At 63.3% G+C, this 26,024-nt stretch carries 21 protein-coding genes; 18 read left to right on the top strand and 3 right to left on the bottom strand.

Translation table 11 applies throughout. From position 1 onward, the window contains the following. Positions 1 to 157 precede the first annotated feature (157 nt). The gene (gene mqo / locus EBS11_RS05080) at positions 158 to 1,756 is read left to right on the top strand and encodes a malate dehydrogenase (quinone) (RefSeq protein WP_290601018.1); all 1,599 of its coding nucleotides are present in this window, start codon (positions 158 to 160) and stop codon (positions 1,754 to 1,756) included. Between the two features lie 100 nt (positions 1,757 to 1,856). On the opposite strand, the gene EBS11_RS05075 is transcribed toward mqo, so the two are convergent. Beyond that, entirely contained in the window at positions 1,857 to 2,489 is a 633-nt protein-coding gene (locus EBS11_RS05075; RefSeq protein WP_290601017.1) for an RNA pyrophosphohydrolase, read from the bottom strand. 204 nt (positions 2,490 to 2,693) lie between these two features. Here EBS11_RS05075 and EBS11_RS05070 point away from each other — a divergent pair, with 204 nt between their 5' ends. Continuing rightward, a complete protein-coding gene (locus EBS11_RS05070; RefSeq protein WP_290601016.1) occupies positions 2,694 to 4,433 on the top strand; it encodes a proline--tRNA ligase in 1,740 nt (579 codons plus the stop codon). Positions 4,434 to 4,453: 20 nt separating this feature from the next. Further along, positions 4,454 to 5,047 (top strand): lytic transglycosylase domain-containing protein, encoded by a 594-nt coding sequence (locus EBS11_RS05065; protein WP_290601015.1) that lies wholly within the window; start codon positions 4,454 to 4,456, stop codon positions 5,045 to 5,047. A gap of 98 nt (positions 5,048 to 5,145) precedes the next feature. Here EBS11_RS05065 and EBS11_RS05060 read toward each other — a convergent pair whose 3' ends face one another. Next, entirely contained in the window at positions 5,146 to 5,541 is a 396-nt protein-coding gene (locus tag EBS11_RS05060) for an SWIB/MDM2 domain-containing protein (RefSeq protein WP_071653383.1), read from the bottom strand. Positions 5,542 to 5,977: 436 nt separating this feature from the next. After that, positions 5,978 to 7,345 (bottom strand): signal recognition particle protein, encoded by a 1,368-nt coding sequence (gene ffh, locus EBS11_RS05055; protein ID WP_034746567.1) that lies wholly within the window; start codon positions 7,343 to 7,345, stop codon positions 5,978 to 5,980. Positions 7,346 to 7,632: 287 nt separating this feature from the next. Between ffh and EBS11_RS05050 the strand changes: the two genes are divergently transcribed. The 15 genes from EBS11_RS05050 (at position 7,633) to EBS11_RS04980 (ending at position 25,840) form a co-directional block, all read left to right on the top strand. Further along, a complete protein-coding gene (locus tag EBS11_RS05050) occupies positions 7,633 to 8,142 on the top strand; it encodes a sigma-70 family RNA polymerase sigma factor (protein WP_290601009.1) in 510 nt (169 codons plus the stop codon). Further along, positions 8,139 to 9,131 carry a FecR domain-containing protein gene (locus EBS11_RS05045; RefSeq protein ID WP_290601008.1) on the top strand — a complete coding sequence of 331 codons (993 nt, stop codon included), beginning with the start codon at positions 8,139 to 8,141 and terminating at the stop codon, positions 9,129 to 9,131. The genes EBS11_RS05050 and EBS11_RS05045 overlap by 4 nt, the downstream gene beginning before the upstream one ends. Before the next feature lie 224 nt (positions 9,132 to 9,355). Further along, the gene (locus tag EBS11_RS05040) at positions 9,356 to 9,634 is read left to right on the top strand and encodes a hypothetical protein (protein WP_290601007.1); all 279 of its coding nucleotides are present in this window, start codon (positions 9,356 to 9,358) and stop codon (positions 9,632 to 9,634) included. Continuing rightward, complete coding sequence (locus tag EBS11_RS05035) at positions 9,631 to 11,334, top strand: PepSY-associated TM helix domain-containing protein (RefSeq protein WP_290601005.1); 1,704 nt, start codon at positions 9,631 to 9,633, stop codon at positions 11,332 to 11,334. The genes EBS11_RS05040 and EBS11_RS05035 overlap by 4 nt, the downstream gene beginning before the upstream one ends. After that, positions 11,331 to 11,672 carry a DUF3325 domain-containing protein gene (locus EBS11_RS05030; protein ID WP_290601003.1) on the top strand — a complete coding sequence of 114 codons (342 nt, stop codon included), beginning with the start codon at positions 11,331 to 11,333 and terminating at the stop codon, positions 11,670 to 11,672. The genes EBS11_RS05035 and EBS11_RS05030 overlap by 4 nt, the downstream gene beginning before the upstream one ends. A 90-nt stretch (positions 11,673 to 11,762) precedes the next feature. Next, positions 11,763 to 12,950, top strand: a complete 1,188-nt coding sequence (locus tag EBS11_RS05025; protein WP_290601001.1) for an efflux RND transporter periplasmic adaptor subunit — start codon at positions 11,763 to 11,765, stop codon at positions 12,948 to 12,950. Positions 12,951 to 12,955: 5 nt separating this feature from the next. After that, entirely contained in the window at positions 12,956 to 14,950 is a 1,995-nt protein-coding gene (locus EBS11_RS05020) for a MacB family efflux pump subunit (protein WP_290600999.1), read from the top strand. Between the two features lie 208 nt (positions 14,951 to 15,158). Next, positions 15,159 to 16,142, top strand: a complete 984-nt coding sequence (locus EBS11_RS05015) for an ABC transporter substrate-binding protein (RefSeq protein WP_290600998.1) — start codon at positions 15,159 to 15,161, stop codon at positions 16,140 to 16,142. A 222-nt stretch (positions 16,143 to 16,364) separates the two neighbouring features. Then, positions 16,365 to 17,168, top strand: a complete 804-nt coding sequence (ccsA, locus tag EBS11_RS05010) for a cytochrome c biogenesis protein CcsA (RefSeq protein ID WP_290600997.1) — start codon at positions 16,365 to 16,367, stop codon at positions 17,166 to 17,168. Further along, entirely contained in the window at positions 17,165 to 17,425 is a 261-nt protein-coding gene (locus EBS11_RS05005; protein ID WP_077408507.1) for a PP0621 family protein, read from the top strand. Before ccsA ends, EBS11_RS05005 begins: the two co-directional genes overlap by 4 nt. A gap of 127 nt (positions 17,426 to 17,552) precedes the next feature. Further along, positions 17,553 to 18,638: a sigma-54 dependent transcriptional regulator gene (locus tag EBS11_RS05000; protein ID WP_290600995.1), complete on the top strand. Its 1,086-nt coding sequence runs from the start codon at positions 17,553 to 17,555 to the stop codon at positions 18,636 to 18,638. Then, on the top strand, positions 18,616 to 19,227 hold the full coding sequence (ampD, locus tag EBS11_RS04995; RefSeq protein WP_290600994.1) for a 1,6-anhydro-N-acetylmuramyl-L-alanine amidase AmpD: 612 nt from the start codon (positions 18,616 to 18,618) through the stop codon (positions 19,225 to 19,227). Before EBS11_RS05000 ends, ampD begins: the two co-directional genes overlap by 23 nt. 384 nt (positions 19,228 to 19,611) lie before the next feature. Next, positions 19,612 to 22,563, top strand: a complete 2,952-nt coding sequence (locus tag EBS11_RS04990) for a ribonucleoside-diphosphate reductase subunit alpha (protein ID WP_290600993.1) — start codon at positions 19,612 to 19,614, stop codon at positions 22,561 to 22,563. 223 nt (positions 22,564 to 22,786) lie between these two features. Continuing rightward, positions 22,787 to 23,938: a ribonucleotide-diphosphate reductase subunit beta gene (locus EBS11_RS04985; RefSeq protein WP_070218582.1), complete on the top strand. Its 1,152-nt coding sequence runs from the start codon at positions 22,787 to 22,789 to the stop codon at positions 23,936 to 23,938. A 780-nt stretch (positions 23,939 to 24,718) separates the two neighbouring features. Continuing rightward, complete coding sequence (locus EBS11_RS04980) at positions 24,719 to 25,840, top strand: hypothetical protein (protein WP_290600992.1); 1,122 nt, start codon at positions 24,719 to 24,721, stop codon at positions 25,838 to 25,840. Positions 25,841 to 26,024 lie beyond the last annotated feature (184 nt).

Here is a 26,024-nt window from a genome sequence, read left to right as displayed (position 1 = left end):
CCAACCGGAGCGCGGCAGCATGCCTGACACCATCGCCCTACACCTTTCCGGCCGTCCTGGCGTTCCGGATGGCGGACTGTTTGCATTGGCTGCAGCGATGGTGCCGTCGCGGTGGCGCACAAGAATCATCCTTCAGTATCCCTCAATGGAGTTACGTATGCGTAAATCGCTATTACTTTTGATGTCGTGCCTGATCCTGGCGGCATGTAACAAGACCCCGCCGGCCTCGTCTGAAAAGCCGGTCGACGTGCTGCTGATCGGCGCCGGCACCATGAGCGCCACCCTGGGCAGCATGCTCAAGGAACTCGACCCGTCGCTGACGATGGAAATGTACGAGCGCCTCGATTCCGTGGCTGCCGAAAGCTCGGACGCGATGAACAACGCGGGTACGGGCCACTCGGCGTTTGCCGAACTGAACTACACGCCGGAAGCGGCCGATGGCAGCATCGAGACGAAGAAAGCCGTCGAAATCAACGAGCAATTCGAAATTTCCAAGCAATTCTGGGCCTACCAGGTGGCCAACAAGCACCTGGGCGCGCCGCAAACCTTCATCAACAACGTGCCGCACATGAGCTTTGTGTGGGGCGATGCCAATATTGCATTCCTGCACAAGCGCTATGACGCGCTGCAAAAGCAGAACTTGTTCAAAGGCATGCTGTACTCGGAAGACCAGGCGCAGATCGCGCAATGGGCGCCGCTGGTCATGCAAGGCCGCGACAAGGGCCAGAAAGTGGCGGCAACGCGCATGGACATCGGCACCGACGTCAATTTCGGCAATCTCACGCGCGGCCTCGTCAAATACCTGACGGACAGCCATGGCATGGCCTTGCACCTGCGTCACCAGGTGGAAGACATCCAGCGCGGCGCCGATGGCGTGTGGAACGTCAAGGTGAAAAACCTGGCCGACGGCCAGGAAAAGAATGTGCGCGCCAAGTTCGTCTTCATCGGCGCGGGCGGCGGTTCGCTGCCGCTGCTGGAAAAATCGGGCATTCCTGAAGCCAAGGGCTACGGCGGCGTGCCGGTCGGCGGCCAATGGCTGGTGACGACCAATCCGGAACTGGTGGCGGCGCATGCGGCCAAGGTCTACGGCAAGGCGTCCGTCGGTTCGCCGCCGATGTCCGTGCCGCATCTGGACACGCGCATCATCGATGGCAAGAAAGCCCTGCTGTTCGGCCCGTTTGCCACCTTCTCGACCAAGTTCCTGAAAAACGGTTCTTGGATCGACTTGCCAGCCTCGATCGGCAGCGGCAACGTCAAGCCCATGCTGCAGGCGGGCTACGACAATATTCCACTGACGAAGTATCTGGTGCAGCAAGTGATGAACACGCCGGAAGACCGCCTGGCCACCCTGCGCGAATACTTGCCGAATGCCAAGATGGAAGACTGGACTCTGCAAAACGCTGGCCAGCGCGTGCAGATCGTCAAGGATGACCCGGTCAAGGGTGGCTTGCTGCAGTTCGGCACGGAAGTCGTCGGCGCCGCCGATGGCAGCATCGTTGCCCTGCTGGGCGCTTCGCCTGGTGCCTCGACCGCGCCGCCGATCATGATCAAGGTGCTGCAGACGGCGTTCAAGAGCCGCCTGGCGACGCCGGAATGGCAGGCGAAGATGGTGGAAATGGTGCCGTCGTACGGCCAAAAGCTGAACAGCGATCCGGCCCTGGCCAACAAGATCCGCCACTACAGCAGCGACATCCTGGGCTTGAAAGCCTTCACCCTGGACGTTCCCGCTGCCGCGGCTGCGCCGGCAAGCAACTAAGTTGACGGTTCCGGCAGGGAAATTTCCTACCGGAATGAAAAAAGGGGCAGCCTGGTCAGGCTGCCCCTTTTGCGTGGGAGAGTGCGTTCATTGCGGTGGACTACCCCTTGCCAGGCAAAATCAGCTCCGGCGCGCGTGCGTCGGCATCCGGGCCGTCGCACGGCTTGGCCACGGCCGTGGCGTCCTGTGCCCGCGGCGCGTGCGGCTGGCGCAGGTAGCGCGAGGTGTGGCGGTGCTGCTGCTGTGCGTTGCCATGCACGGGCCAGGTCAGGAAGCGGGACAGCTCCTGCAAGGCGCGCTGGTACACATCGCGTTTAAATTCAATCACGACATCGAGCGGGACCCAGTATTCATGCCAGCGCCAGGCGTCGAACTCGGGATGGTCGGTCAGGCGCAGATTGACGTCGTTGTCGCGCGCGCACATTCTCAGCAGAAACCAAATCTGCTTCTGGCCACGGTAATGGCCGCGAATCTCGCGCTTGATGAAGTGGTCTGGCACTTCATAGCGCAGCCAGTCGCGGGTGCGGCCGACAATTTTGACGTGTTCCTGTCTGAGTCCGATTTCCTCTTCAAGTTCGCGAAACATGGCTTGTTCCGGTGTTTCGCCATATTTGATACCGCCTTGCGGAAACTGCCATGAGTGCTCGCGCACCCGCTTGCCCCACCACACCTCGTTCTGGGCGTTTAGCAGGATGATGCCGACGTTGGGCCGAAACCCTTCACGGTCGAGCATAATGCACCTCAAACTTTCTGCGACAGTGCGTCTTTTTTTACATAATTACCCACAACTCCGCAAGCCGGCCACCTTTTCGGGGTGCGAAAAGCGCCGGAATCGCACCAATTGAGCGCATTTGTGTAAAGTATGGACGCATCAGCCAGCTAATCCTTTAAAATTAGGTTGATTATAACCCTCTCTTTTTAAAAAGAATTCACCGTTATGCGCGCCTCCCGTTTTTTTATTTCCACACTTAAAGATGCACCTTCTGACGCGGAAATCGTCAGCCACCAATTGATGATGCGTGCAGGCATGATCAAACGCCTCGGTTCCGGCATCTATACCTACATGCCGATGGGCCTGCGCGTGATCCGCAAGGTGGAAGCCATCATCCGTGACGAGATGAACAAGGCCGCCGCCATCGAACTGCTGATGCCGCTCGTGCAGCCGGCCGAACTGTGGCAGGAGACGGGCCGCTGGACCAAGATGGGCGACGAACTGATGCGCGTGAAAGACCGTCACGGCCGCGAATACGCGATCCAGCCGACGTCGGAAGAAGTCATCACGGACGTCGTGCGTACGGAAATCAAGTCCTACCGCCAGTTGCCGTTGAATTTTTATCACATCCAGACCAAGTTCCGCGACGAGCGCCGCCCCCGCTTCGGCCTGATGCGCGGCCGCGAATTCACCATGAAGGACGCGTATTCGTTCGACCGCGACCTGGCCGGCATGCAGGCGTCGTACAAGATCATGTTTGACGCCTACACGCGCATCTTCACGCGTTTCGGGCTGAAATTCCGCGCCGTGGCGGCCGACAACGGTGCCATCGGCGGTTCCGGTTCGCATGAATTCCACGTCATCGCCCACACGGGCGAAGATGCGCTCGTGTACTGCCCGACCTCCGATTACGCGGCCAACATGGAAGCGGCCGAAGCGCTGCCGCCAGCGGGCGAGCGCCCGGCCGCCGCCCAGGCGCTGACGAAAACGGCCACGCCGGACACCGTCAAGTGCGAAACCGTGGCGGCCCTGCTGGGCATTGATTTGTCGCACACCGTGAAAACCATCGCCCTGACGGTGGAAACGACGGGCAAGGACGAGAAAGTGACGAAACAGCACTTCATGCTGCTGCTGCGCGGCGACCATGAGCTGAACGACATCAAGGTGGGCAAGGTTGCCGGCCTGGCCGGTCACCGTTTCTCGACGGAAGCGGAAATCCTGGAAGTCTACGGCACCATCCCCGGCTACCTGGGTCCGATCGGTACCAAGGCCCCCGTCACCGTGGTGGCGGACCGCACGGTCGCCCACATGAGCGACTTCGTCTGCGGTGCGAATGACGCCGGTTTCCACTACACGGGCGCCAACTGGGGCCGTGACGTGGCCGAGCCAGCCATCGTGGCCGACTTGCGCAATGTCGTCGCCGGCGATGCGTCGCCGGACGGCCAGGGCGCGCTGGCCATCGAGCGCGGCATCGAAGTGGGCCACGTGTTCCAGCTGGGTACGGCGTACTCGGAAAGCATGAAAGCCACCTTCCTCGACGAAAACGGCAAGCCGGCGCCGCTGCAGATGGGTTGCTACGGCATCGGCGTGACGCGCATCCTGGGCGCCGCCATCGAACAGAACTTCGATGACAAGGGCATCATCTGGCCCGCGTCGATCGCGCCATTCGAGGTCGTGTTGTGCCCGATGGGCATGGACCGCAGCGAACTGGTCAAGGAAGAGACGGAGAAGCTGTACGCGGCCCTGCAAGGCGCTGGCGTGGATGTCATCGTCGACGACCGCGGCCTGCGTCCAGGCGCCATGTTTGCCGACTGGGAACTGATTGGCGTGCCGCACCGCATCGTCATCGGCGAACGGGGCCTGAAAGAAGGCAAGCTGGAATACCAGGGCCGCCGCGATACGGAAGCGACCGGCGTGGCGCCGGACGAGATCGTCGCCTTCATCCAGGGCAAAATGGCGCAGTGAAGCGCTTTTCAGTAAGCAAGGTGGCTGGCGCGCTCGCGCTGGCCGCCGGCCTGGCCTGCGCTGTTCCGGCGCAGGCCGGCAACCAGAAGGAGGAGGCGCTGGCCGACTCCGTCCGCCTGGCGCTGTCGCACGCGATCCGCGACGAGCGTCCGCCGCAACCCAAATTTTCCACCCCCGCCGACCTGCAGCGCTACCAGCAATGGCTGGCGCAGATGTCGTCGCGCCTGCAGCGCAAGCTGCCGGACGCGCAGCTGCGCACGGAATTCCTGGAAACCGTCTGGTACGAGTCGCGCCGCGCAGGCCTGGAGCCGGCCCTGGTGCTGGGCCTGATCCAGGTGGAGTCGGCCTACCGCAAATATGCCGTCTCGCTGGCCGGCGCGCGCGGCTACATGCAGGTGATGCCGTTCTGGACAGGCGTCATCGGCGACAGCGACCGCAGCAAGCTGTTCCACATGCAGACGAATCTGCGCTATGGCTGCGCCATCCTGCGCATGTACCTGGACATGGAAAAAGGGGATTTGTACCTGGCCCTGGGGCGCTACAACGGCAGCCGGGGCCGGGCCGAATACCCGAATGCCGTGCGGGCGGCGTGGCGGCAGTGGGAATTCAAATGAGGGCCGGGGTCAGACCCGGCGGGTCTGACCCCAAAAAAATGCCCCGCTCGCAGTGATGCGGCGGGGCACTCGCTCGGTGTTAGCCGGCGCATAGCTGATTATTTCAAATGATCGGAGATCAGTTTCGTCATTTCAAACATGGAGACTTGGGCTTTGCCGCCGAAAACTGCTTTCAGCTTGTCGTCCGCATTGATCATGCGGCGGTTGGCCGGATCTTGCAGATCGAGTTTTTTGATGTAATCCCATACCTTTTTGGTCACTTCCGTGCGCGGCAGTGGTGCTGCGCCAACAACGGCGGCCAGCTCTTTCGATGGCGTCATTGCTTTCATGAATGCTGCGTTTGGCTTGCGTGGTGTTGCCGGTGCTGCCGCTTTCTTCGCCGCTGCTGGTTTGGCTGCTGCCTTGGCTGCGGGTGCTGCTTTCTTGGCGGCTGCAGGCTTGGCTGCTGCTGCTTTGGCTGGCGCTGCTACTGGGGTTTTTTTGGCTGTTGCCATCTTCGAGCCTCCTTAACAAACACATGGGAAATTGCGCAATTAATCGCACGGCTAATATTGGTGTGGATTTACCTAGTATGCAAGTGTTTTTCACGTTTTCACGAGGAAAAAGCAGCGAAATGACGCGCCTGTCTCCCGGGCGCACCGCTCGGGGGCACGCAAGCGCGTTTTTGCCCGTAAATGGCATGGTTGCTGGCTATGCGGGGAGGGGCACTGCGCGGGGAGGGAAGAGTGATGCCGGACACATGAAAATGCAATCCGGCATTATTTAGAACGATGTTTTTCGGGGTGTTGAAGGTGGATACCTGGCCTAAATAAGGCCTTCAAAATCACAGCGAACGGGGATGATTTGTGGCCGAGAAGCGCAACCGTACTGTAGTACGGTGAGCATCGCCGGCCGCAAAGCGCCCCGCGCAGCGGATTTTGAAGCCTTCCGCTACCTCATGCCGGGCATCATGCCCTTCATGGAACGCATCATCTTCATCATGCCGCCGCCCGACAATTTCTTCATCATCGTCTGCATTTGCTCGAATTGCGTCAGCATGCGGTTCACTTCCTGCACCTGCACGCCGGCGCCGGCGGCGATGCGGCGCTTGCGCGTGGCCTTGATCAGTTCCGGCTTGGCGCGCTCCTGCGGCGTCATCGAGTCGATGATGCCGCACATGCGGCGCACCTGTTTGTCGGCCTGGTCCATGTTCTTGCCGCCTGCCGCCTGCTGGAACTGGGCCGGCAGCTTGTCCATCAGGTTGGCCATGCCGCCCATTTTCTTCATCTGGCCCAGCTGCGCCTTGAAGTCGTTCATGTCGAACTTGCCGCCGACCTTGATTTTTTGCGCCAGGTCGGCCGCGGCCTTGCTGTCCACGCCCTTGCGTGCCTCTTCCACCAGGGCAAGGATGTCGCCCATGCCCAGGATGCGGTTGGCCATGCGGGTCGGGTCGAACGCTTCCAGGCCGTCGAGTTTTTCCGAGACACCGGCAAACTTGATCGGCTTGCCCGTGATGTGGCGCACGGACAGGGCGGCACCGCCGCGCGCGTCACCGTCGAGCTTGGTCAGCACGATACCCGTCAGCGGCAGCGCGTCATTGAAGGCCTTGGCCGTGTTGATGGCGTCCTGGCCCAGCATGGCGTCGACGACAAACAGGGTTTCGATCGGCTTCACGGCGCCGTGGACGGCGGCGATTTCGCGCATCATCTCTTCGTCGATACCGAGGCGGCCCGCCGTATCGATGATCAGCACGTCGTGGTAATGCTTTTTCGCCCAGTCCAGCGCGGCCAGGGCGATATCGACGGGCTTGTCCGTGCTGGTGGACGGGAAGAAGTCGGCGCCGACCTGGGCGGTGACCGATTGCAGCTGGGCGATCGCGGCGGGACGGTACACGTCGGCCGAGACGGTCAGCACTTTCTTCTTCTTTTCTTCTTTCAGGTACTTCGCCAGCTTGCCGACGGTGGTGGTTTTGCCCACACCCTGCAGACCGGCCATCAGGATGATGGCGGGCGGCTGCTGCGCAAAGCTGATCTGCGACGCTTCCGGTCCCAGGTCGGCGCCCATCAGGGCGGCCAGCTCGCGCTGCACCACGCCCACCAGGGCCTGGCCAGGCGTGAGCGAGGAAATGACGTCCTCGCCCATGGCTTTTTCTTTGACTTTGGCGATGAATTCGCGCACGGCGGGCAGGGCGACGTCGGCTTCGAGCAGCGCCAGGCGCACTTCGCGCAGCATGTCGGCGGTGTTCGCTTCGGTCAGGCGCGCCTCGCCGCGCATGGTCTTAACGACTTTTGCAAGCCGTTGGGTGAGATTATCTAGCATGATGAACCTGCAATGAAAAGCTTGGGAGTGGGCGGCGCAAAGAACCTGCCCCGGTAGGAATGCGTGCATCTACTGGGGAAGGCGCTAAGCCGGACGATGGGCGCCATTTTACCCCATCGCGGGGTCCCGGCGTTCCCTTGCTGCACAGCCTGGCGGTCGTGCCATTTTTGGATTAGTTGGTATTTCTGGCAACGCTGCGATTGCACGAATGGCACGAACACGGTTAAAATGAGAATAATTCTTATTTACATTCTTGGGCGCGCCGCGCCAGACCGGAAAGGGATGCCATGTCGGCCGCCGATTTTGCCCAGCAACAGGAACTGCATGCGCTCTACAGCAGCCATCATGGCTGGCTGCAGGGCTGGCTGCGGCATAAGCTGGGCAATGCGGGCGAGGCGGCGGACCTGGCGCAAGATACCTTCGTCAGCGTGCTGACGAATGGCATGGCGCCGCAGATCCGCGAGGCGCGGCCGTTTCTCGCCACCATCGCGCGCCGCCTGGTGGCGCACCGCTACCGCCGGCAAGTGCTGGAAGAGGCCTATCTGCAGGCGCTGTCCTGCCTGCCGCCCGAGGTGGCGCCCGCGCCGGAAGCGCGGCTGCTGGCGCTGGAAGCCTTGCAGGAGATCGACGCGGCCCTCGATGGCCTGCCCGCTGCCGTGCGCACGGCTTTTTTGCTGGCGCAGCTGGAAGGCCTCAGCTATGCCGAGATCGCCGCGCGCCTGCAGGTGTCGGCCAGCTCGGTCAAGCAGTACCTGACGCGTGCCAACCGTCAGGTGTTTTTCTCCCTGCCGGCATGAGTACGCCGGGCGAAGCGGCGGTGCCGTCGCTCATCCGCGACGACGTGCAGCAGCAGGCAGCCGAGTGGCTGACCGTGCTGATGTCGGACGAAGCGGGCGAGCGCGAGCGCACCGCCTGGCAGCGCTGGCGCGCGCAGGACCCGGAGCACGAGCGGGCCTGGCAGCATATCGAGGCGGTGTCGCAGCGGCTCGATGGCTTGCACCGCAGTGCGGCCGCGCAGGCGCTGGCCGGCACGCCGCAGAAAACGGCGAATGGAAGGCGGCGCCAGCTGCTGGCCTGGCTGGGCGTGGCAGCCGGTGGCGGCTTGCTGGCCGCGCAGACGAATGCCTGGGAGGGCGCGCGCGCCTTGCGCGCCGACTACCGCACGGCCACGGGCGAACGGCGCGACGTGGCACTGGCCGATGGCAGTGTGCTCAGCCTGAATACGGGGTCGGCCGTGAATGTGCGTTTCGACGCCAGCCGCCGCCTGATCGAGCTGCTGGCCGGTGAAATCCTCGTTACCAGCGGCCACGGCGCCGGCAGCGCCGCGCCGCTGGAAGTGGCCACCCGCGAAGGCGTGGTGCGCGCGCTGGGTACGCGTTTTTCCGTGCGCCAGCACGATGGCAGCAGCGTGGTGGACGTGTTTGAAAGCGCCGTCGACATCCTTCCGCGCGACGGTGGTGGCGTCCCGCTGCGGCTGACGGCCGGGCGCGGCGTGGCGTTTTCGCGGCATGCGCCGGACACGCCGCATGCCGTCGATGCGCATGCCGACGCGTGGGCGCACGGGCAGCTGATCGTCGACGACGTGACCCTGGGCGACTTCCTGGCCGACCTGGCCCGCTACCGCCCCGGCATCATCCACTGCGCGCCGGCGGTGGCCCGGCTGCGCCTGTCGGGCGTGTTCCCGCTGGCCGACACCCAGCGCATCCTGACCATGCTGCCCAACTCCCTGCCGGTGCAGGTGCGCAGCCGCACGCGTTACTGGGTGAGCGTCGAACCGGCGCCGTAGCCCCCTCGATAAAAAATTTGTTCAAGCCGGCTGCCCGTTTTCGATTTTCGCGGCACCTGTAGTTGAGAGACGCAGTTTCAATCATGAAGACCAGGCGCGTGGCCCGTTTGATCCGGGGCTGCCGCGCCGCCACGATCAATTTTGATGGAAGGACGCAGTGTGATGCATCTGAAGTACAAGGTCTGCCGCCCGGCACGACAGCCATTCCCAGGGACGCCACAACGATGAAATCCGCCAACATGCTGCTGTTTTCGCGCGTGCTGGCCGCCGTCTTTGGCGGCTACGCGCTGACGTCCGGCGTGGCCGTCCTGCTGGCGGCCGTACTGCCCCTGTCGCGCGCCGAAGCCGTGCTGACGGCCACCCTGAGCGCTTTTATCGTGTACACCGGCGCCGTCATCTGGGTCTTTGCCGTGCAGGACCTGCGCCGCGCCTGGCTGGGCATGCTGTTGCCGGCCATCCTGTGCGGCGGCATCGGCATGCTGCTGTCGCGAGGTGCCGCATGAACGCCATCAAGGTCGATAAAGTGGCAAAAACGCCACAGCAGGGCGGCTTGCGCCAGGCCATGGCCTGGCTGCACACGTGGAGCGGCCTGTGGATTTCCTGGCTGCTGTTCGCCATCTTCCTGACCGGTTCCCTGGCCGTCTTCGACGACCCCATCGGCCACTGGATGACGCCCGAGCACGCTTTGGCCGAGGCGGCGCACGCGAACGACCCGCCGCTGCCGAAGGTCACGGACCGCGGCCGCCGCCTGGAACTGGCGCTCGACTTCATGGCCAAGGAGCACCCGAAGGCGGACATGTGGGAAATCTGGCCCGTGCAGCGTCCCGGCCATGGCCTCTCCGCCTACTGGTTCCAGCCCAGCGGCGGCTACGGCTCGGCGGAACTGGACCCGCTGACGGGCGCCGTCGTCGAGCATGCGCGCGACGCGACGGAGCGCGAGACCATCGGCGGCCACCATTTCGTCGATTTTCACTACGAGCTGCATGCGGGCCGCATCGGCGTATGGATCGTCGGCATCACCACCATGATCATGCTGGTGGCGCTGGTCAGCGGCGTCATCACGCACAAGCGCATCTTCAAGGATTTCTTCACCTTCCGCCCCGCCAAGGGCCAGCGCTCGTGGCTCGACGCGCACAACGCGGTGGCCGTGCTTACCTTGCCGTTCCAGTTCATGATCGCCTACACGGGCCTGGCTTTCTACAGCGATGACTATGTGCCGGCGCCCGTGGTGGCGCAATACGGCGCGGAAAACGGCAAGAAGGCCTTCCTGAGCGACTGGAACGATGCGGGCAAGCCCGTGAAAACGGGCCAGGCGCTGGCGATTCCCGCGCTGGAGCCGTTCGCGCTGCGCGCCGAGCAGGCCATCGGCCAGGAAATCCGCGCCGTGGTGCTGGACAATCCGAACGACACCTCGATGCGCGTGTGCATGTACGGCTGGAATGAAGAGACGGACACGATGGAGCGCCTTAGCGCCAACACGGGCATGGCCTGCTATGCGCTGGCCACGGGCGAACAGATCGCCGTACGCCAGCCGGGCGAATCGAACACGGGCGGCGCGGGCCTGACGCGCATCGTCATGTCGAATCTGCACATGGCCGGTTTCGGCGGCACGCCGATGCGCTGGCTGTACTTCCTGTGCGGCCTGGCCGGCACGGCCATGATGGGCACGGGCGCCATCCTGTTCATGGTCAAGCGCCGCCAGCGCGCCGGTGGCGAATTCGGCGCATACACGCAGCGCGTGTACCGCATTATCGCCTGCCTGAACGTGGCCGCCATCGCCGGCCTGGCCATCGCCTGTATCGGCTACCTATGGGCCAACCGCCTGATCTCCGTCGGCATCGAGCACCGCGCCGGCTGGGAAGTGCGCGCCTTCTTCGGCGTGTGGTTCGTGATGCTGGTGCATGCCTGCCTGCGCGCGGAAAAACGCGCGTGGATCGAGCAACTGTGCCTGCTGGCCGCCCTGTGCCTGCTGCTGCCCGCATTGAATGTGCTGAGCACGGGCGACAACCTGGCGGCGCAGATTGCGCGCGGCGACTGGGAAAGCGCCGGCGTGGAGCTGTGCAGCATGGCCTTCGGCCTGCTGGCCGCCTGGGGCGCGTGGAAAGTCCACAAGCGCAAGGAAAAACCGCTGAAAAAGGCTGCCGGCAAGGATGGCCCGGCGCCATCGGCCAGCCTGCAAATCAATACGGAAGGACAGTCATGATCCATACCATTCTTTGCGCGCTGGGCCTGGCGTATGCGGGCATGGCCAGCCTGTCCCTGGCGATGGACCGCCATCACGGCCAGGTATGGGGCAGGGATGCGGCGCCGAACGTGCGGCGCGCGCTGCAGCTGACCGGCGCGCTGTTGCTGGCGCTGGCCATCTGGCCCTGCGTGGCCGGCTGGAGCGCTACCGTCGGCGTGGTCGCCTGGCTGGGCTTTTTATCGGCAGGTGCGCTGCTGGTGGTCCTGCTGCTGCCCTATGCACCCCGCCTGCTGTTTCGTAGTTCCCTGCTGGCAGCCGTCGCCGCGCTGGCAGGGCTTGTGACCTTCCTGCATTGAACGCAATGCACATTTCAAGGATAGACTGATGCACTTTTCACGCCTGGCGACACCGATCGACGTTTTTACTCTTGACAGGGCGACTTCCTGATGGCGGCCCGTCTGCCTACCCGCCGCGCGCGCATTCTCGGCGCCGTGGTCCTGCTGGCGCTGTTCGGCGCCAGCGCTTTGTGGGCCACGCGCGGCCCGAAAACCGTGTTCGACACGGCTCCCGTCAAGCGCGGCAACATCGAGGCCAGCGTCACGGCCATCGGCACCCTGCAGCCGCAAACCTATGTCGACGTGGGCGCCCAGGTGTCGGGCCAGATCACGCGTTTGCACGTGCAGCCCGGCAGCGCCGTGGAAAAGGGCCAGCTGCTGGCCGAGATCGACCCCAGCGTGCAGCAAGCCACGGTCGACGCGGGCCGCGCCGCCTTGGCGGGCTTGCGCGCCCAGCTGGCGGATCAGCAGGCGCAGCACCGCCTGGCTGGCCAGCAGCATGGCCGCCAGAAGCAGATGGCGCGATTCGACTCGACCCCGCTGGCCGACCTGGAAACGGCCGAAGCCACCCTGGCGTCGGCCGCCGCCAAGATCGACCACCTGAAGGCGCAGATCGACCAGACCCAGGCCAGCCTGAAGGCGGACGAGGCGCGTCTGGGCTATACGCGCATCTATGCGCCGATGGCCGGCAGCGTCGTGGGCCTGGACGCGAAGGAAGGGCAGACCCTGAACGCGACGTACCAGACGCCGAACATCCTGCGCATCGCCGACCTGTCGGCCATGACGGTGTGGACGGAGGTGTCGGAGGCGGACGTGCGCCGCGTGCGTCCGGACATGCCCGTGTATTTCACCACCCTGGGCGGCGACCAGCGGCGCTGGAGCGGCAAGGTGCGGCAAGTGCTGCCGGCGCCGCCGGTGCCCGGTGGCACGGCCGCCGGCACGGCACTGGCGCCGTCCAGCAGCAAGGTGATCTTGTATACAGTGCTGTTCGACGTGGATAACGCCGATGGCGAACTGATGCCGCAGATGACGGCGCAGGTGGTCTTCGTCACGGCGGCGAAGCAGAACGTGCTGGCCGTGCCCTTGCCGGCGCTGAAACCATCGACCGGGGAAGGCGCGAAACCGGGGCAGTTCACGGCCCGCGTGATGGATGCCGACGGCAAGGTCGATACGCGCGCCGTCACCGTGGGCGTGCGCAACCGCCTCAATGCCGAAGTGCTGCAAGGCTTGCGCGAAGGCGAATTGCTGGTGACGGGCGAGCAGCCGGCCGGCATTGGCGCCAGCAGGTTCCAGCTATGAGTGCCATGAGCGAGGCCGCGTCGCTGGGACAAGCGGGACAGCCGGACCAGGCGGCGCCGTTAATTGAATTGCAAGGCATCCGCAAGCGCTACGGCGGCCATGACGGCGCGCCGGCCGTGGAAGTGCTGCGCGGCGTCACCCTGTCCATCGGCGCCGGCGAGTTCGTCGCCATCGTGGGCGCGTCCGGTTCCGGCAAGTCGACCCTGATGCATCTGCTGGGCTGCCTGGACCGCCCCAGCGACGGCAGCTACCGCTTCGCCGGCCAGGACGTGGCCAGCCTGAACCCCGATGAACTGGCGTGGCTGCGGCGCGAGGCGTTCGGCTTCGTCTTCCAGGGCTACCACCTGATCGCCACGGAATCGGCGCGCGAAAACGTGGAAGTGCCGGCCCTGTATGCGGGCATGCCGGCAGCCGCCCGCCACGCCCGCTCCGAAGCGCTGCTCAAGCGCCTGGGATTGAAAGACAGGCTCGATCACCGTCCGAACCAGCTGTCGGGCGGGCAGCAGCAGAGGGTCTCCATCGCCCGGGCGCTGATGAACGGCGGGCGCATCATCCTCGCCGATGAACCGACGGGGGCGCTCGACAGCACCAGCGGCGCCGAAGTCATGGCCCTGCTGGGCGAACTGGCCGACGCGGGCCACACCATCATCCTGATCACGCATGACCGCAAGGTGGCGGCCCAGGCGCGCCGCGTGATCGAGATACGCGATGGTGAAATCATCGACGATTCGGGCGCCGTCGCCCTTCCCGCCACGGCAGCGGCCCTGCCGCCGCTGGACATGTCGCGCGCCGCGCACGATGCGGGCGCGTCGCTGGGCACGGAACTGCTCGACGCGGCGCGCGCCGCCTGGCGCGTGATGTGGATCAACCGCTTCCGCACGGGCTTGACCCTGCTGGGCATCATCATCGGCGTCGCTTCCGTGATCGTCATGCTGGCCATCGGCCTGGGCACGCGCCAGCAGGTGATGGCGCAGCTGGGCGCCTTCGGCTCGAACCTCCTGTACATGTCGTCGATCGGCGAAAGTTCGCGCATCCCCGGGCGCAGCATCACCCTGGCCGACCTGGAAGCGCTCGAGGGCGTGCCCGGCATTTCCCACGTGCTGCCGAATGTCACCGGCAACAAGGTCATCCGCCATGGCAACCTGGACGTGCAGACGTATGTGCGGGGCACGGGCGCGGCGCTGCCGCAGATCCAGACCTGGCCGCTGGCGCATGGCGGCTTCTTCACGCAGCAGGACGAGCGCGAGATGGCCACCGTCGCCGTGCTGGGCTGGCGCCTGGCGCACAAGCTGATGCCCGACATCGCCAACCCCGTGGGGCAGAATATCCTGATCGGCAACGTGCCGTTCCAGGTGATCGGCGTGATGAGCGAGAAGGGCGCGCTGACGGGCGACAAGGACGAGGATGACGTGCTGCTGCTGCCGTTTTCCACGGCCGGCATCCGCGTCTTCGGCCAGCGCGAGCCGACCTATATCGTGCTGGCGGCCGATGACGTGAAGCGCATCGCCGAGACGGAAAAGGCCGTCGACGCCGTCATGTTCGAGCGCCACCGCATCCGCGACTACGGCATCAGCAATGCGGCCGCCTCGATCGCGGCCGAGGCGCGCACGCAGGACAACATGACCATGATGCTCAGCCTGATCGCGGCCGTCTCCCTGGTGGTGGGCGGCATCGGCGTCATGAACGTGATGCTGATGACGGTGCGCGAGCGCACGCGCGAGATCGGCATCCGCATGGCGACAGGCGCGCGCCGGCGCGACATCCTGCGCCAGTTCCTCACCGAGGCCGTGCTGGTGTCGGTGGTGGGCGGCGTGGCCGGCATCGTGGTCGGCGTGACGTTCGCCGCCGCGCTGCTGGTGTGGGACGTTCCCGTGATCTTTTCGCTCAGCGCCATCGGCGGCGCCTTTGCCTGCGCCGTGGTGACGGGGCTGGTGTTCGGCTTCATGCCGGCGCGCAAGGCGTCGGGACTCGACCCGGTGGTGGCGCTGGCGGGCCAGTAGGCGAACTCCCGATCCCCGGGGGGCCGGCCGGGGCGATGACGGGGCGGCAGCCGCTGCCTGTCGCCCCGGCGGCTGCCGGAAGCGGTTACCGGCAAAAAAATGTTGCTCTGGCTCCAACACGCGGTACTATCTCCCCATAATAAAAAAGCAGTGTTTTGTTGCCATGCCCTTTGCCGGGTGCACATACCAACCACCACAGGAGAATCCGATGCATAAAAAATTGACCTTGAAGACCGGTATCGCCGCTGCCCTCATGCTGGCATTCAGCGTGGGTGCCGTGCAGGCGCAGGAAGTCGTCCGCCTGGGCAACCTGAAATTTGCCCACTATGGTGCCGTGTCATATATCAAGGAAATCGCGCCCAAGTGCGGCATCAAGGTGGAGGAGCATATCTTTGCCAAGGGACTCGATGTGATGCAGGCCATCATCGCGGGCGAGCTGGACGTGGGAGCGACGGCATCCGAAGCCGCCATTTCCGGCCGCGCCGGCGGTGCGCCGATTTATGTGGTGGCCGGCTTTGCCAAGGGAGGCGCACGTCTGGTGGGTGGCACGGGACAAAAAATCACCAGCGTCAAGGATCTGAAGGGCAAGCGCGTGGGCGTGACGCGGGGCGGCATCCAGGAAGTGCTGCTGCTGGCCGAACTGTCGCAGGCAGGCCTGACGTATTCCGAAGCCAAGGGCAAGGATGTGCAACTGGTCTTCCTTGCCTATGCCGACCTGAACCAGGCGCTGATGGGCAAGAATATCGATGCCATGATGCAGTCTGAGCCGCAATCGTCGCAGGCCATCAACAAGGGCTTCGGCACGGAAGTCATCAAACCGTACGACACGCCGATCGGCGAACCCGTGCGTACCATGGTGATGACGGAAAAATTCTACAAGGAACGCCGTCCCGTGGCGGAAAAGTTCATGCGCTGCTTCGTCGAAGCGACGAAAACATTTATTGACAGCAAGGCAACGGCGGAAAAATACGTGCGCGAAGTGGTGTTCCGCGGCCAGATCACGAAGGACGACTTCGACGATGCGATCAGCAATTCGCCGTATTCGTATGACATCACGCCCGAGCATATCCAGGTAACTACCGACGTGATGGTGAAAACGGGCGTGGGCCGCATGGCGAAGCCGCCCGTGGCCAAGGACTGGGTCAAGACGGATTTGCTGGAGCAGGCCAAGAAAAGCCTGAACGTCAAGTAAGGCTCGCCTGCCGCAGTGTCCGGTGGCCCGCTTAAGCGGGCCATCATTTTTTTGCGGCACACTAATATAGTGAGGCGGCGCGAAAGATTGCTGAAATCTTGAGGGCGCGCCACCCCGTCCGGCCTCAGGCACGATATCATGGCAGGCTTGCATTGGCGAATGGGCCTGCTGCCCATGCCGACGCTTGAATCGCGCTTGCCGGCTATGGTGTAAACTTAAACTATGCAGACCTATTTCTTTCTCATTGCCGCTCTCCTGTATGCGGCGTGTGCCGTGCTTCCCTCTACCCGCGCCAGGCTCATCGCCGGCCTGACGGGCGTGGCGTGGCTGGCGCATGCCGCCACCCTGTGGTTCGACCTGATGGCGCCGGGCACCTTGCGTTTCGGCTTTTCCGCCATGCTGTCGGCCGCGCTGTGGGTGTCGGTGGGGGCGTACTGGATAGAGAACCGCAATTTCAGCCTGGACGGCTTGCGTCGCATGGTCATGCCCAGCGCCGTCATCGCCATCGGCCTGGCCTGGGCCTTTCCCGGCAGCCAGGTCAGCATGGAAGGCAAGTCGGCCATCTTCGGCTGGCATATCGCCGTGGCCGTGCTGGCCTACAGCACCCTGACGATCGCCGCCTTTCATGCCGTGCTGATGGCACTGCAGGAATCGCGTCTGCATACACGCAGCGAAAGCCGTGGCTTCATCGGCAGCGCGCTGGACCAGCTGCCGGCCCTGCTGACGATGGAAAAGCTGCTGTTCCGCATGATCGGCCTGGGATTCATCCTGCTCAGCCTGACGGTGTTGTCGGGCATCGTTTTTTCCGAGCAATTGTTTGGCAAGGCCCTGAACTGGGATCACAAGTCGGTGTTCACCATGCTGTCGTGGCTGCTGTTTGCCTCGCTGCTGGCGGGCCGGCGCTTCCGCGGCTGGCGCGGCAAGACGGCCCTGAGCTTTACACTGGCCGGTTTTGCTACCTTGCTGCTGGCCTATGTCGGCAGCCGTTTTGTACTTGAAGTGGTTTTACACCGAGGATTCGCATGACACGTGTTTTATTCTGGCTGGCGCTGGTGTTTCTGGTGCTGTTTGCTATCCGCAGCAAGATCCGCGGCATGCAGCAGCGTGCCCGGGCGCAACAGCAGCAGCGGCCGAACCCGTTTACGCCGCCCGTGCGGCCGCAGGAATTGCCTGATGCCGAGCTGATGCTGTGCTGCGCCCATTGCGGCGTCTATTACCCGGCGTCCGAAAACGTGCAGGCCAAGGGCCACGATTACTGCAGCCACGCGCACGCCACCTTGTAAACAGGGTGCGCACGCGCAGCATTGCTCATCCCGCATTGCTCATCCGTATCGTACATCCCCTCCTTGCCCGCCAGGCGTAGCATCTGCAGTAAGCGGCTCCGGTCGCCATCGCAGAAAGGCTAGCCTCATGCACAGCCCCAGCAGCTCACGTACCGCGGCCGCCACCGGCGAGACAGCCGCCTGCGGCATGCCGCCGGCGCCACAACTGATCGGCAATTCAGCCGCCATGCAGGCGCTGCGGGCGCAAGTGAACCGCATTGCCCGCTGCGGCGCGCCGGTGGCCATCCGCGGCGAGTCCGGCAGCGGCAAGGAACTGGCGGCGCGTGCCATCCATACGCAAGGCCCGCGCGCCCGCTTCCCGTTCATTGCCGTCAATTGCGGTGCCATTCCCGACGCGCTGATGGAGGCGGAGTTCTTTGGCTGCCGCCAGGGCGCCTATACGGGCGCCCTGCATGAGCGCGAAGGCCTGTTCCAGGCGGCGCACGGCGGCAGCCTGCTGCTCGACGAGGTCGACGACTTGCCGCTGGCCATGCAAGTCAAGCTGCTGCGCGCGCTGCAGGAGCGCCGCGTGCGCAAGCTGGGCGGCAGCAGGGACGAGGCCGTTGACGTGCGCATCCTGTGCGCCAGCCAGCATGGCCTGGCACGGGGCGTGGCGGCGCGCACCTTTCGCCAGGATCTGTATTACCGGCTCAACGTGATCGAGCTGGCCGTGCCGCCGCTGCGTGAACGGCTTGGTGATCTGCAGGTATTATGTGAGGCAATCCTGGCGCGTCTGGCGCCACGGCAAGGCGTGCGCCTGGCGCCGCCGGTGCTGGACGCCTTGCGCCAATACGCGTTCCCGGGCAACGTGCGCGAACTGGAAAACCTGCTGGAGCGGGCGCTGGCCTTTGCCGATGGCGGCGTGATCACGCCCGACGACCTGGGCTTGCCTTGCGTGGCTAGTGTCACGCCGTTGCGCGCGGCGCCGGTCGTGCCGGAGCGGCAATTGTCGCTGCCCGGGATGCCGCCGCGCAGCATGGCGCCGGTCTTGCCGCTGGCACGCTACTTGTGCCAGGTCGAGCGGGAAATGATCATGCAGGCACTGGTGCGGGAACGCTATCACCGCATACGGGCGGCAAGGCAATTGGGCATCAGCGTGCGTCAGTTGCGTTACAGAATGCAGAAGTTGGCGATACAGGAGCCCCGGTTTGATGACGACATGGAAGATAGATGACGATGGCTGGTGCGATGGCGCGGTGCGCTACGACTCGCCCTACCACGATGCCCGCCCGGAAGGTGCGCACGTCGATTTGCTGGTGATCCATAACATCAGCCTCCCCGGGGGGCGCTTCGGCGGGCCGCATGTGTCGGACTTGTTTACCGGCCGGGTAGATTATAATGCCGATCCTTCTTTTGCCGACCTGCGTGGTTTGCAGGTCTCGGCGCACTTTTTTGTGCGGCGCGATGGTGCGCTGTTGCAATATGTTTCGGCTGACCAGCGTGCCTGGCATGCCGGTACGTCCATATTTGAGGGACGCCCGCAGTGCAATGGCTATTCCGTCGGTATCGAAATGGAAGGCTCGGACTTTGTCCCCTTCCAGCCGCGACAATACTACGTGCTGGCAGCGCTGACGGCGGCGCTGGTGGCCCGCTACGGACTGGGCCAGGTGCGTGGGCATGAGCATATCGCACCGGGAAGGAAGACCGATCCGGGACCGTTTTTTGACTGGAATTTCTACCAGGAAATCTGGTTGGAAACCGTGCGCGAGCAGCCTGCGTTAGCGCTTACTACGCGGGCATTGGGCTTCCCGCCGCCACCCTGAAAAGTCAACCGAAATCGTAGAAGAAAGTACAAAAAATTACACCGGCCGATGCCGGAAAACTATTGCATCGCCTTTCGATGGGCACTACAATTAGTGCAGAACTTGGATTTAATGACTATATGTAGTGCCATCTCAGACGTTTCCAGAATTATTATCAAAGCTAACCTTCTTGCTGTTGTGGCAATTGGAACTGGCGGTTCATCACCCTTGATCGTGTTTTCCGCCAGCCGGCAGCCAAGGTTGGCGATATGAATTCTGACTGTGCATTATTTACTATTTGGCAATAAAAATTACCTGAAGAAACCCTGACCATCGGGCGTTCTATTCAACCACACACGCGGCAGCAAAACTGCAGGCTGACTTTAGCTGACAACGGGAGCTTCAATGCAATCACCTCAAGATATTTCCATCCATCCAACGCCAGTATCGCCAGCGCCAGGCGCGGCCAACAGCGTGGCGAGTACGGGCGCGGCCTTGGGCGACTATCGCATCATCCGCCGCAACGGTGCGGTGGTGGCATTTGAGCCTTCGAAGATCGCCATCGCCATGACCAAGGCGTTTTTGGCCGTTAACGGCGGCCAGGGCGCCGCTTCGGCCCGCATCCGCGAACTGGTGGAACAATTGACGGACGGTGTCGTCGCCGCGCTGGTGCGTCGCCATCCGGGCGGCGGCACCTTCCATATCGAAGACGTGCAAGACCAGGTGGAACTGTCGCTGATGCGTTCGGGCGAGCATGACGTGGCGCGTGCCTACGTGCTGTACCGTGCCAAGCACATGGAAGAGCGCCGCCTGCAGAAGGAAGCGCAGGGCGCCTCCGCGCAAGTTTCCGCACCGCAACTGAACGTGCTGGACAACGGCGTGCGCCGCCTGCTGGACATGCAGGAAGTGCGTGACCTGATCAACGCCGCCTGCGCCGGCCTGGAAAAGCACGTCGATGCCGACGCCATCCTGGCCGAAACGGTGAAGAACCTGTACGACGGCGTGCCCGTCGAAGAGCTGCACAAGTCGGCCATCCTGGCGGCGCGCGCGCTGATGGAAAAAGACCCGGCCTACAGCCAGGTCACGGCCCGCATCCTGCTGCACACGGTGCGCAAGGAAGTGTTCGGCAAGGAAGTGCCGCAAGCGGCCGCTGCCGCCGAATACCTGACATATTTCCCCCAATACATCGCCAAGGGTATCGCCGCCGAGCTGCTGAACCCGGTACTCGCCAGCTTCGACCTGGAGCGCCTGGCCAAAGCCATCGTGGCCGACCGCGACTTGCAGTTTGGCTACATCGGCCTGCAAACCCTGTATGACCGCTACTTCCTGCACATCCAGGACGTGCGCATCGAAATGCCGCAAGCGTTCTATATGCGCGTGGCCATGGGCCTGGCGCTGAACGAGGCGGACCGCGAAGCGCGCGCCATCGAGTTCTACAGCCTGCTGTCCTCGTTCGACTTCATGAGCTCGACCCCGACCCTGTTCAACTCGGGCACCCTGCGCTCGCAGCTGTCGTCGTGCTACCTGAGCACCGTCTCCGATGACCTGGAAGGCATCTACGACGCCATCAAGGACAACGCGCTGCTGGCCAAGTTCGCCGGCGGCCTGGGCAACGACTGGACGCCGGTGCGCGCCCTGGGCGCCCACATCAAGGGTACCAACGGCAAGTCGCAAGGCGTGGTGCCGTTCCTGAAAGTAGTGAACGACACGGCCGTGGCAGTCAACCAGGGCGGCAAGCGCAAGGGCGCCGTCTGCGCCTACCTGGAAACCTGGCACATGGATATCGAGGAATTCCTCGACCTGCGCAAAAACACGGGCGACGACCGCCGCCGCACGCACGACATGAACACGGCGAACTGGATTCCCGACATGTTCATGAAGCGTGTCATGGAAAAAGGCGATTGGACCCTGTTCTCGCCGTCGGACACGCCAGACCTGCACGACAAGGTCGGCAAGGCCTTTGAACAGGCTTACCTGGGCTACGAAGCCAAGGCTGCCGCCGGCGAAATCCGCGTCTTCAAGAAGGTCCAGGCGCTGGACCTGTGGCGCAAGATGCTGTCGATGCTGTTTGAAACGGGCCATCCATGGATCACGTTCAAGGACCCTTGCAACATCCGCAGCCCGCAGTCGCACGTCGGCGTCGTCCACAGCTCGAACCTGTGCACGGAAATCACCCTGAACACGGGTCCTGACGAAATCGCCGTCTGCAACCTCGGTTCCGTGAACCTGCCGGCACACATGAAGGAAGGCAAGCTCGATCACGTCAAGCTGTCCAAGACCATCCGCACCGCCATGCGCATGCTCGACAACGTCATCGACATCAATTACTACGCCGTGGAGAAGGCGCGCAATTCGAACATGCGCCACCGTCCGGTCGGCATGGGCGTGATGGGCTTCCAGGACTGCCTGCACATGATGCGCGTGCCGTTCGCCTCGGACGCCGCCGTGTCGTTTGCCGACACCTCGATGGAAGCCGTCTGCTACTACGCCTACCTGGCGTCGACGGAACTGGCCGAAGAGCGCGGCCGCTATGAATCGTACGCCGGTTCGCTGTGGGACCGCGGCATCCTGCCGCAAGACTCGGTGAAACTGCTGGCCGAAGAGCGCGGCGGCTACCTGGAAGTCGATTCCTCGTCGGCCATGGACTGGACTCCGGTGCGCGAACGCATCGCCAAGTTCGGCATGCGCAACTCGAACTGCGTGGCGATCGCCCCGACGGCGACGATCTCGAACATCATCGGCGTGTCGGCCTGTATCGAGCCGACGTTCCAGAACCTGTACGTGAAATCGAACCTGTCGGGCGAATTCACCGAGATCAACGGCTACCTGGTGCGCGACCTGAAGGCGCGCGACCTGTGGGATGAAGTCATGATCTCCGACCTGAAGTACTTCGACGGCTCGCTGGTGAAGATCGACCGCATCCCGCAAGACCTGCGCGATATCTACGCCACGGCCTTCGAAGTGTCGCCAAGCTGGCTGGTGGAAGCGGCTTCGCGTCGCCAGAAGTGGATCGACCAGGCCCAGTCGCTGAACATCTACATGGCTGGCGCTTCCGGCAAGAAGCTGGACGAGACCTACAAGCTGGCATGGCTGCGTGGCCTGAAAACCACCTACTACCTGCGTACCATCGCCGCCACCCACATGGAGAAATCGACCTCGCGTACCGGCGCCCTGAACGCCGTGGCAGTCGATGGCGGCATGTCGGCCAGCGCGCAGAGTGCCCAGGCGGCGGTCGTGGCGGCAGCAGCCGTGGCCGTGGCGCCCGTGGTGGCCGCGGCAGCGGACGACGCCGATGGCGAAGCCTGCTACCTGCGTCCGGGTGACGACGGTTTCGAGGAATGCGAGGCCTGCCAGTAAAAACCTGCTGCGCAGCCCCCTCCCGGGTCCTGTGTTGCTCACCGTACTAAAGTACGGCTCCGCTACTCGACCCGATATCGGGCTTGCTCGCGACGGTTTTTAAAAAATTTAAAGTTGTCAGCCCGGAACTTCTGGGCTGATTCAATGTTGTCAATGTCTGTATTGTCCGATTCAACGGGCCTGTTGCAGACGCCGGTGAGCCGGCATGGAAAGGAAGAAGAATATGTCGTTGTCTTGGGATGATGAAACCACGTCGGCAGCTGTGCCGCGTCCGGCGCAGCAAGCACCGCTGGGAAATACCGATTTGAACCTGCCGGCCGGCGCCGAGCCGTCCGAAGCGAATGCCGAACAAGTGGCGCGCCGCGTGAATGCCGACGACAAGCGCATCATCAACGGCAAGACGGACGTCAACCAGCTGGTGCCGTTCAAGTACAAGTGGGCATGGGACAAATACCTGGCCGGCTGCGCCAACCACTGGATGCCGCAGGAAGTGAACATGCAGCGCGACATCGAGCTGTGGAAGAACCCGAACGGCCTGACGGACGACGAGCGCCGCCTGGTCAAGCGCAACCTCGGCTTCTTCGTGACGGCCGACTCGCTGGCCGCCAACAACATCGTGCTGGGCACCTACCGCCACATCACGGCGCCGGAATGCCGTCAGTACCTGCTGCGCCAGGCGTTCGAGGAAGCGATCCATACGCACGCCTACCAGTACATCGTCGAATCGCTGGGCCTGGACGAAGGCGAGATCTTCAACGCCTACAACGAAGTCAAGTCGATCCGCGACAAGGATGAATTCCTGATCCCGTTCATCAACACCCTGACCGATCCGGCCTTCGTCACCGGCACGGTGGAGAACGACCAGAAGCTGCTGAAGTCCCTGATCGTCTTCGCCTGCCTGATGGAAGGCCTGTTCTTCTACGTGGGCTTCACGCAGATCCTGGCGCTGGGCCGCCAGAACAAGATGATGGGCGCTGCCGAGCAGTACCAGTACATCCTGCGCGACGAATCGATGCACTGCAACTTCGGCATCGACTTGATCAACACGATCAAGATGGAAAACCCGCAGCTGTGGACGGCCGCCTTCCGCGAAGAGATCAAGGACCTGTTCATGAAGGCCGTGGAACTGGAATACGCGTACGCGGAAGACACCATGCCGCGCGGCGTGCTGGGTCTGAACGCGCCGATGTTCAAGGGCTACCTGCGCTTCATCGCCAACCGCCGCGCGCAGCAGATCGGCATCGAGCCGCTGTTTGCCCAGGAAGAAAATCCGTTCCCGTGGATGAGCGAGATGATCGACATGAAGAAGGAACGTAACTTCTTCGAGACGCGCGTGACGGAATACCAGACCGGCGGCGCGCTGAACTGGGAATAAGCCAGCGCCCTCCAAAATCAAAAGCGCCGTCACATGACGGCGCTTTTTTTTCGTCCCGTCGCCAGAAAAATCCCGTCGCCGCGGCACGTCGAAAAGCGTCGCCGGCATGGCGCAAAAATGCGCATGCATTGGGCGCTGCGACACGGCTTGCGCCAGTTTTTTCAGATGCCGCGCACGGCCGCGCCGCGGGCTGAAAATATCGTTTCCGGAGACGCTGGCGGCGGCATTTGGGGCGCGATTGTGCGATAGCGCGCGTATCGTGCAAAAAAGCCCGTGAAAACGTGTCGTGCCGGTTGCGCATTGACAAGGTTTTCGTGTACTTTATGAGATTGCAAATGCGAGCGTTAGAATGCGGGGTTTTTTAACCAGCGCGGTAACGAAAAAACCTCGCAAAACAGGGATACAGATTTACACGGATATGCACAAAACCACACCGTTTTCGTCTGCCGCCGTGCCCGAATTTTTTCAGGCATGGCGGTTTTTTATTTGACGGATAGGTGTTGTGGCGAGCGCGATGCGAGGAGCGAAAAAACGCACGGCATCGAAAACGAATGACCGAATTCAGACTTTGCCACCAGCTGCGAGATAAAGCAGGGTGGCACCGACGATGGCTGAAGTGCTGCAAACGTGAGGAGTTGCAGCAGTTCAGCTGGTGCCGAATTCATTAGCGCAAACGACCGTTTGTGCCGATGAATAATTCGCCTGGCCTATCCTCGTGGTGGGTCGGACGGGTTTAAATCTTGTAGCTTAAATTTCTCATCTCAGATGAAGGAGAGACAAATGGCAACAGCCGCTAAGAAATCAGAAGTAAAGAAACCAGCCGCCAAGGCTGCTCCTGCCGCGAAGAAGCCGGCAGCCGCAGCGAAGCCGGTTGCCGCTAAACCAGCTGCCAAGGCCGCAGCCAAACCAGCCGCAAAACCAGTCGCCAAAACCGCAGCAAAACCGGCCGCCAAGCCGGCCGCGAAAGCCGCAGCGAAACCTGCCGCCAAGCCAGTAGCGAAAGCTGCAGCGAAACCCGCTGCCAAGGCCGCAGCCAAACCGGCCGCCAAGCCGGCAGCAAAAGTCGCAGCGAAACCTGTCGCCAAGGCAGCAGCCAAGCCAGCGGCGAAAAAAGCCGTTGCCAAGCCGGCCGCCAAGCCAGCTGCAAAAGCTGCAGCAAAACCTGCCGCCAAGGCAGCAGCCAAGCCAGCGGTGAAAAAAGCCGTAGCGAAACCAGCGGCCAAGGCAGCAGCAAGCCAAGCCGGCAGCGAAGAAAGTCGTCGCCAAGGCAGCAGCCAAGCCGGCCGCCAAAGCGGCAGCCAAGCCTGCAGCCAAAGCGGCAGCCAAGCCAGCGGCCAAGGCAGCAGCGAAGCCAGCAGTGAAAAAAGCCGCAGCGAAACCTGCCGCCAAGGCAGCAGTGAAACCGGCGGCCAAAGTGGCAGCCAAGCCGGCAGCGAAGAAAGTCGTCGCCAAGGCAGCAGCCAAGCCGGCCGCCAAAGCGGCAAAGCCGGCAGCCAAGGCTGCAGCGAAGCCAGCAGCCAAGGTAGCAGCGAAGCCGGCAGCGAAAGCCGCCGCCAAGCCAGCGGCAAAAGTGGCAGCCAAGCCAGCGGCCAAGGTAGCAGCGAAGCCGGCAGCAAAAGCTGCCGCCAAGCCAGCGGCCAAGGTCGCCGCGAAGCCGGCAGCCAAGGTAGCAGCGAAACCGGCAGCGAAACCTGCCGCCAAGGTTGCCGCCAAGCCAGCGGCCAAGGTCGCAGCAAAACCGGCCGCCAAGCCGGCCGCGAAAGCCGCAGCGAAACCTGCCGCCAAGCCAGCTGCAGCGCCAGCAGTGGCCGCACCGGCTCCTGTCGCAGCACCGGCAGCAGCAACTGCAGCGGCACCAGCCGCCGTAGCTGCCAAGCCAGCCGTCAAGAAGGCCGCGCCTAAAAAGGCCGCGCCGAAGAAGGCAGCTCCGGTCGCCAAGCCATCGGCGCCTATCGCACCTGTAGCAAAAACCGTGTTGGCACCGGCCGCCGCCTGGCCATTCCCAACCAGCACCCGCCCATCGTAATTTCCACGATACGGATGCCTGGATGAGGCAACACGCCGCTGTGTGACTCAATCACACAGC

The organism is Janthinobacterium sp., assembly GCF_009923995.1.
Lineage (GTDB): Bacteria > Pseudomonadota > Gammaproteobacteria > Burkholderiales > Burkholderiaceae_D > Janthinobacterium.
The sequence above is the reverse complement of the archived record's forward strand: the minus strand, read 5'-3'. Positions and strand labels throughout refer to the sequence as shown.

Bases quoted from the DNA above. Each gene is read 5' to 3' on its own strand.
- mqo (WP_290601018.1), top strand. From the start codon at position 158: ATGCGTAAATCGCTATTACTTTTGATGTCGTGCCTGATCCTGGCGGCA.
- EBS11_RS05075 (WP_290601017.1), bottom strand. From the start codon at position 2,489: ATGCTCGACCGTGAAGGGTTTCGGCCCAACGTCGGCATCATCCTGCTA.
- EBS11_RS05070 (WP_290601016.1), top strand. From the start codon at position 2,694: ATGCGCGCCTCCCGTTTTTTTATTTCCACACTTAAAGATGCACCTTCT.
- EBS11_RS05060 (WP_071653383.1), bottom strand. From the start codon at position 5,541: ATGGCAACAGCCAAAAAAACCCCAGTAGCAGCGCCAGCCAAAGCAGCA.
- ffh (WP_034746567.1), bottom strand. From the start codon at position 7,345: ATGCTAGATAATCTCACCCAACGGCTTGCAAAAGTCGTTAAGACCATG.
- EBS11_RS05050 (WP_290601009.1), top strand. From the start codon at position 7,633: ATGTCGGCCGCCGATTTTGCCCAGCAACAGGAACTGCATGCGCTCTAC.
- EBS11_RS05045 (WP_290601008.1), top strand. From the start codon at position 8,139: ATGAGTACGCCGGGCGAAGCGGCGGTGCCGTCGCTCATCCGCGACGAC.
- EBS11_RS05040 (WP_290601007.1), top strand. From the start codon at position 9,356: ATGAAATCCGCCAACATGCTGCTGTTTTCGCGCGTGCTGGCCGCCGTC.
- EBS11_RS05035 (WP_290601005.1), top strand. From the start codon at position 9,631: ATGAACGCCATCAAGGTCGATAAAGTGGCAAAAACGCCACAGCAGGGC.
- EBS11_RS05030 (WP_290601003.1), top strand. From the start codon at position 11,331: ATGATCCATACCATTCTTTGCGCGCTGGGCCTGGCGTATGCGGGCATG.
- EBS11_RS05025 (WP_290601001.1), top strand. From the start codon at position 11,763: ATGGCGGCCCGTCTGCCTACCCGCCGCGCGCGCATTCTCGGCGCCGTG.
- EBS11_RS05020 (WP_290600999.1), top strand. From the start codon at position 12,956: ATGAGCGAGGCCGCGTCGCTGGGACAAGCGGGACAGCCGGACCAGGCG.
- EBS11_RS05015 (WP_290600998.1), top strand. From the start codon at position 15,159: ATGCATAAAAAATTGACCTTGAAGACCGGTATCGCCGCTGCCCTCATG.
- ccsA (WP_290600997.1), top strand. From the start codon at position 16,365: ATGCAGACCTATTTCTTTCTCATTGCCGCTCTCCTGTATGCGGCGTGT.
- EBS11_RS05005 (WP_077408507.1), top strand. From the start codon at position 17,165: ATGACACGTGTTTTATTCTGGCTGGCGCTGGTGTTTCTGGTGCTGTTT.
- EBS11_RS05000 (WP_290600995.1), top strand. From the start codon at position 17,553: ATGCACAGCCCCAGCAGCTCACGTACCGCGGCCGCCACCGGCGAGACA.
- ampD (WP_290600994.1), top strand. From the start codon at position 18,616: ATGACGACATGGAAGATAGATGACGATGGCTGGTGCGATGGCGCGGTG.
- EBS11_RS04990 (WP_290600993.1), top strand. From the start codon at position 19,612: ATGCAATCACCTCAAGATATTTCCATCCATCCAACGCCAGTATCGCCA.
- EBS11_RS04985 (WP_070218582.1), top strand. From the start codon at position 22,787: ATGTCGTTGTCTTGGGATGATGAAACCACGTCGGCAGCTGTGCCGCGT.
- EBS11_RS04980 (WP_290600992.1), top strand. From the start codon at position 24,719: ATGGCAACAGCCGCTAAGAAATCAGAAGTAAAGAAACCAGCCGCCAAG.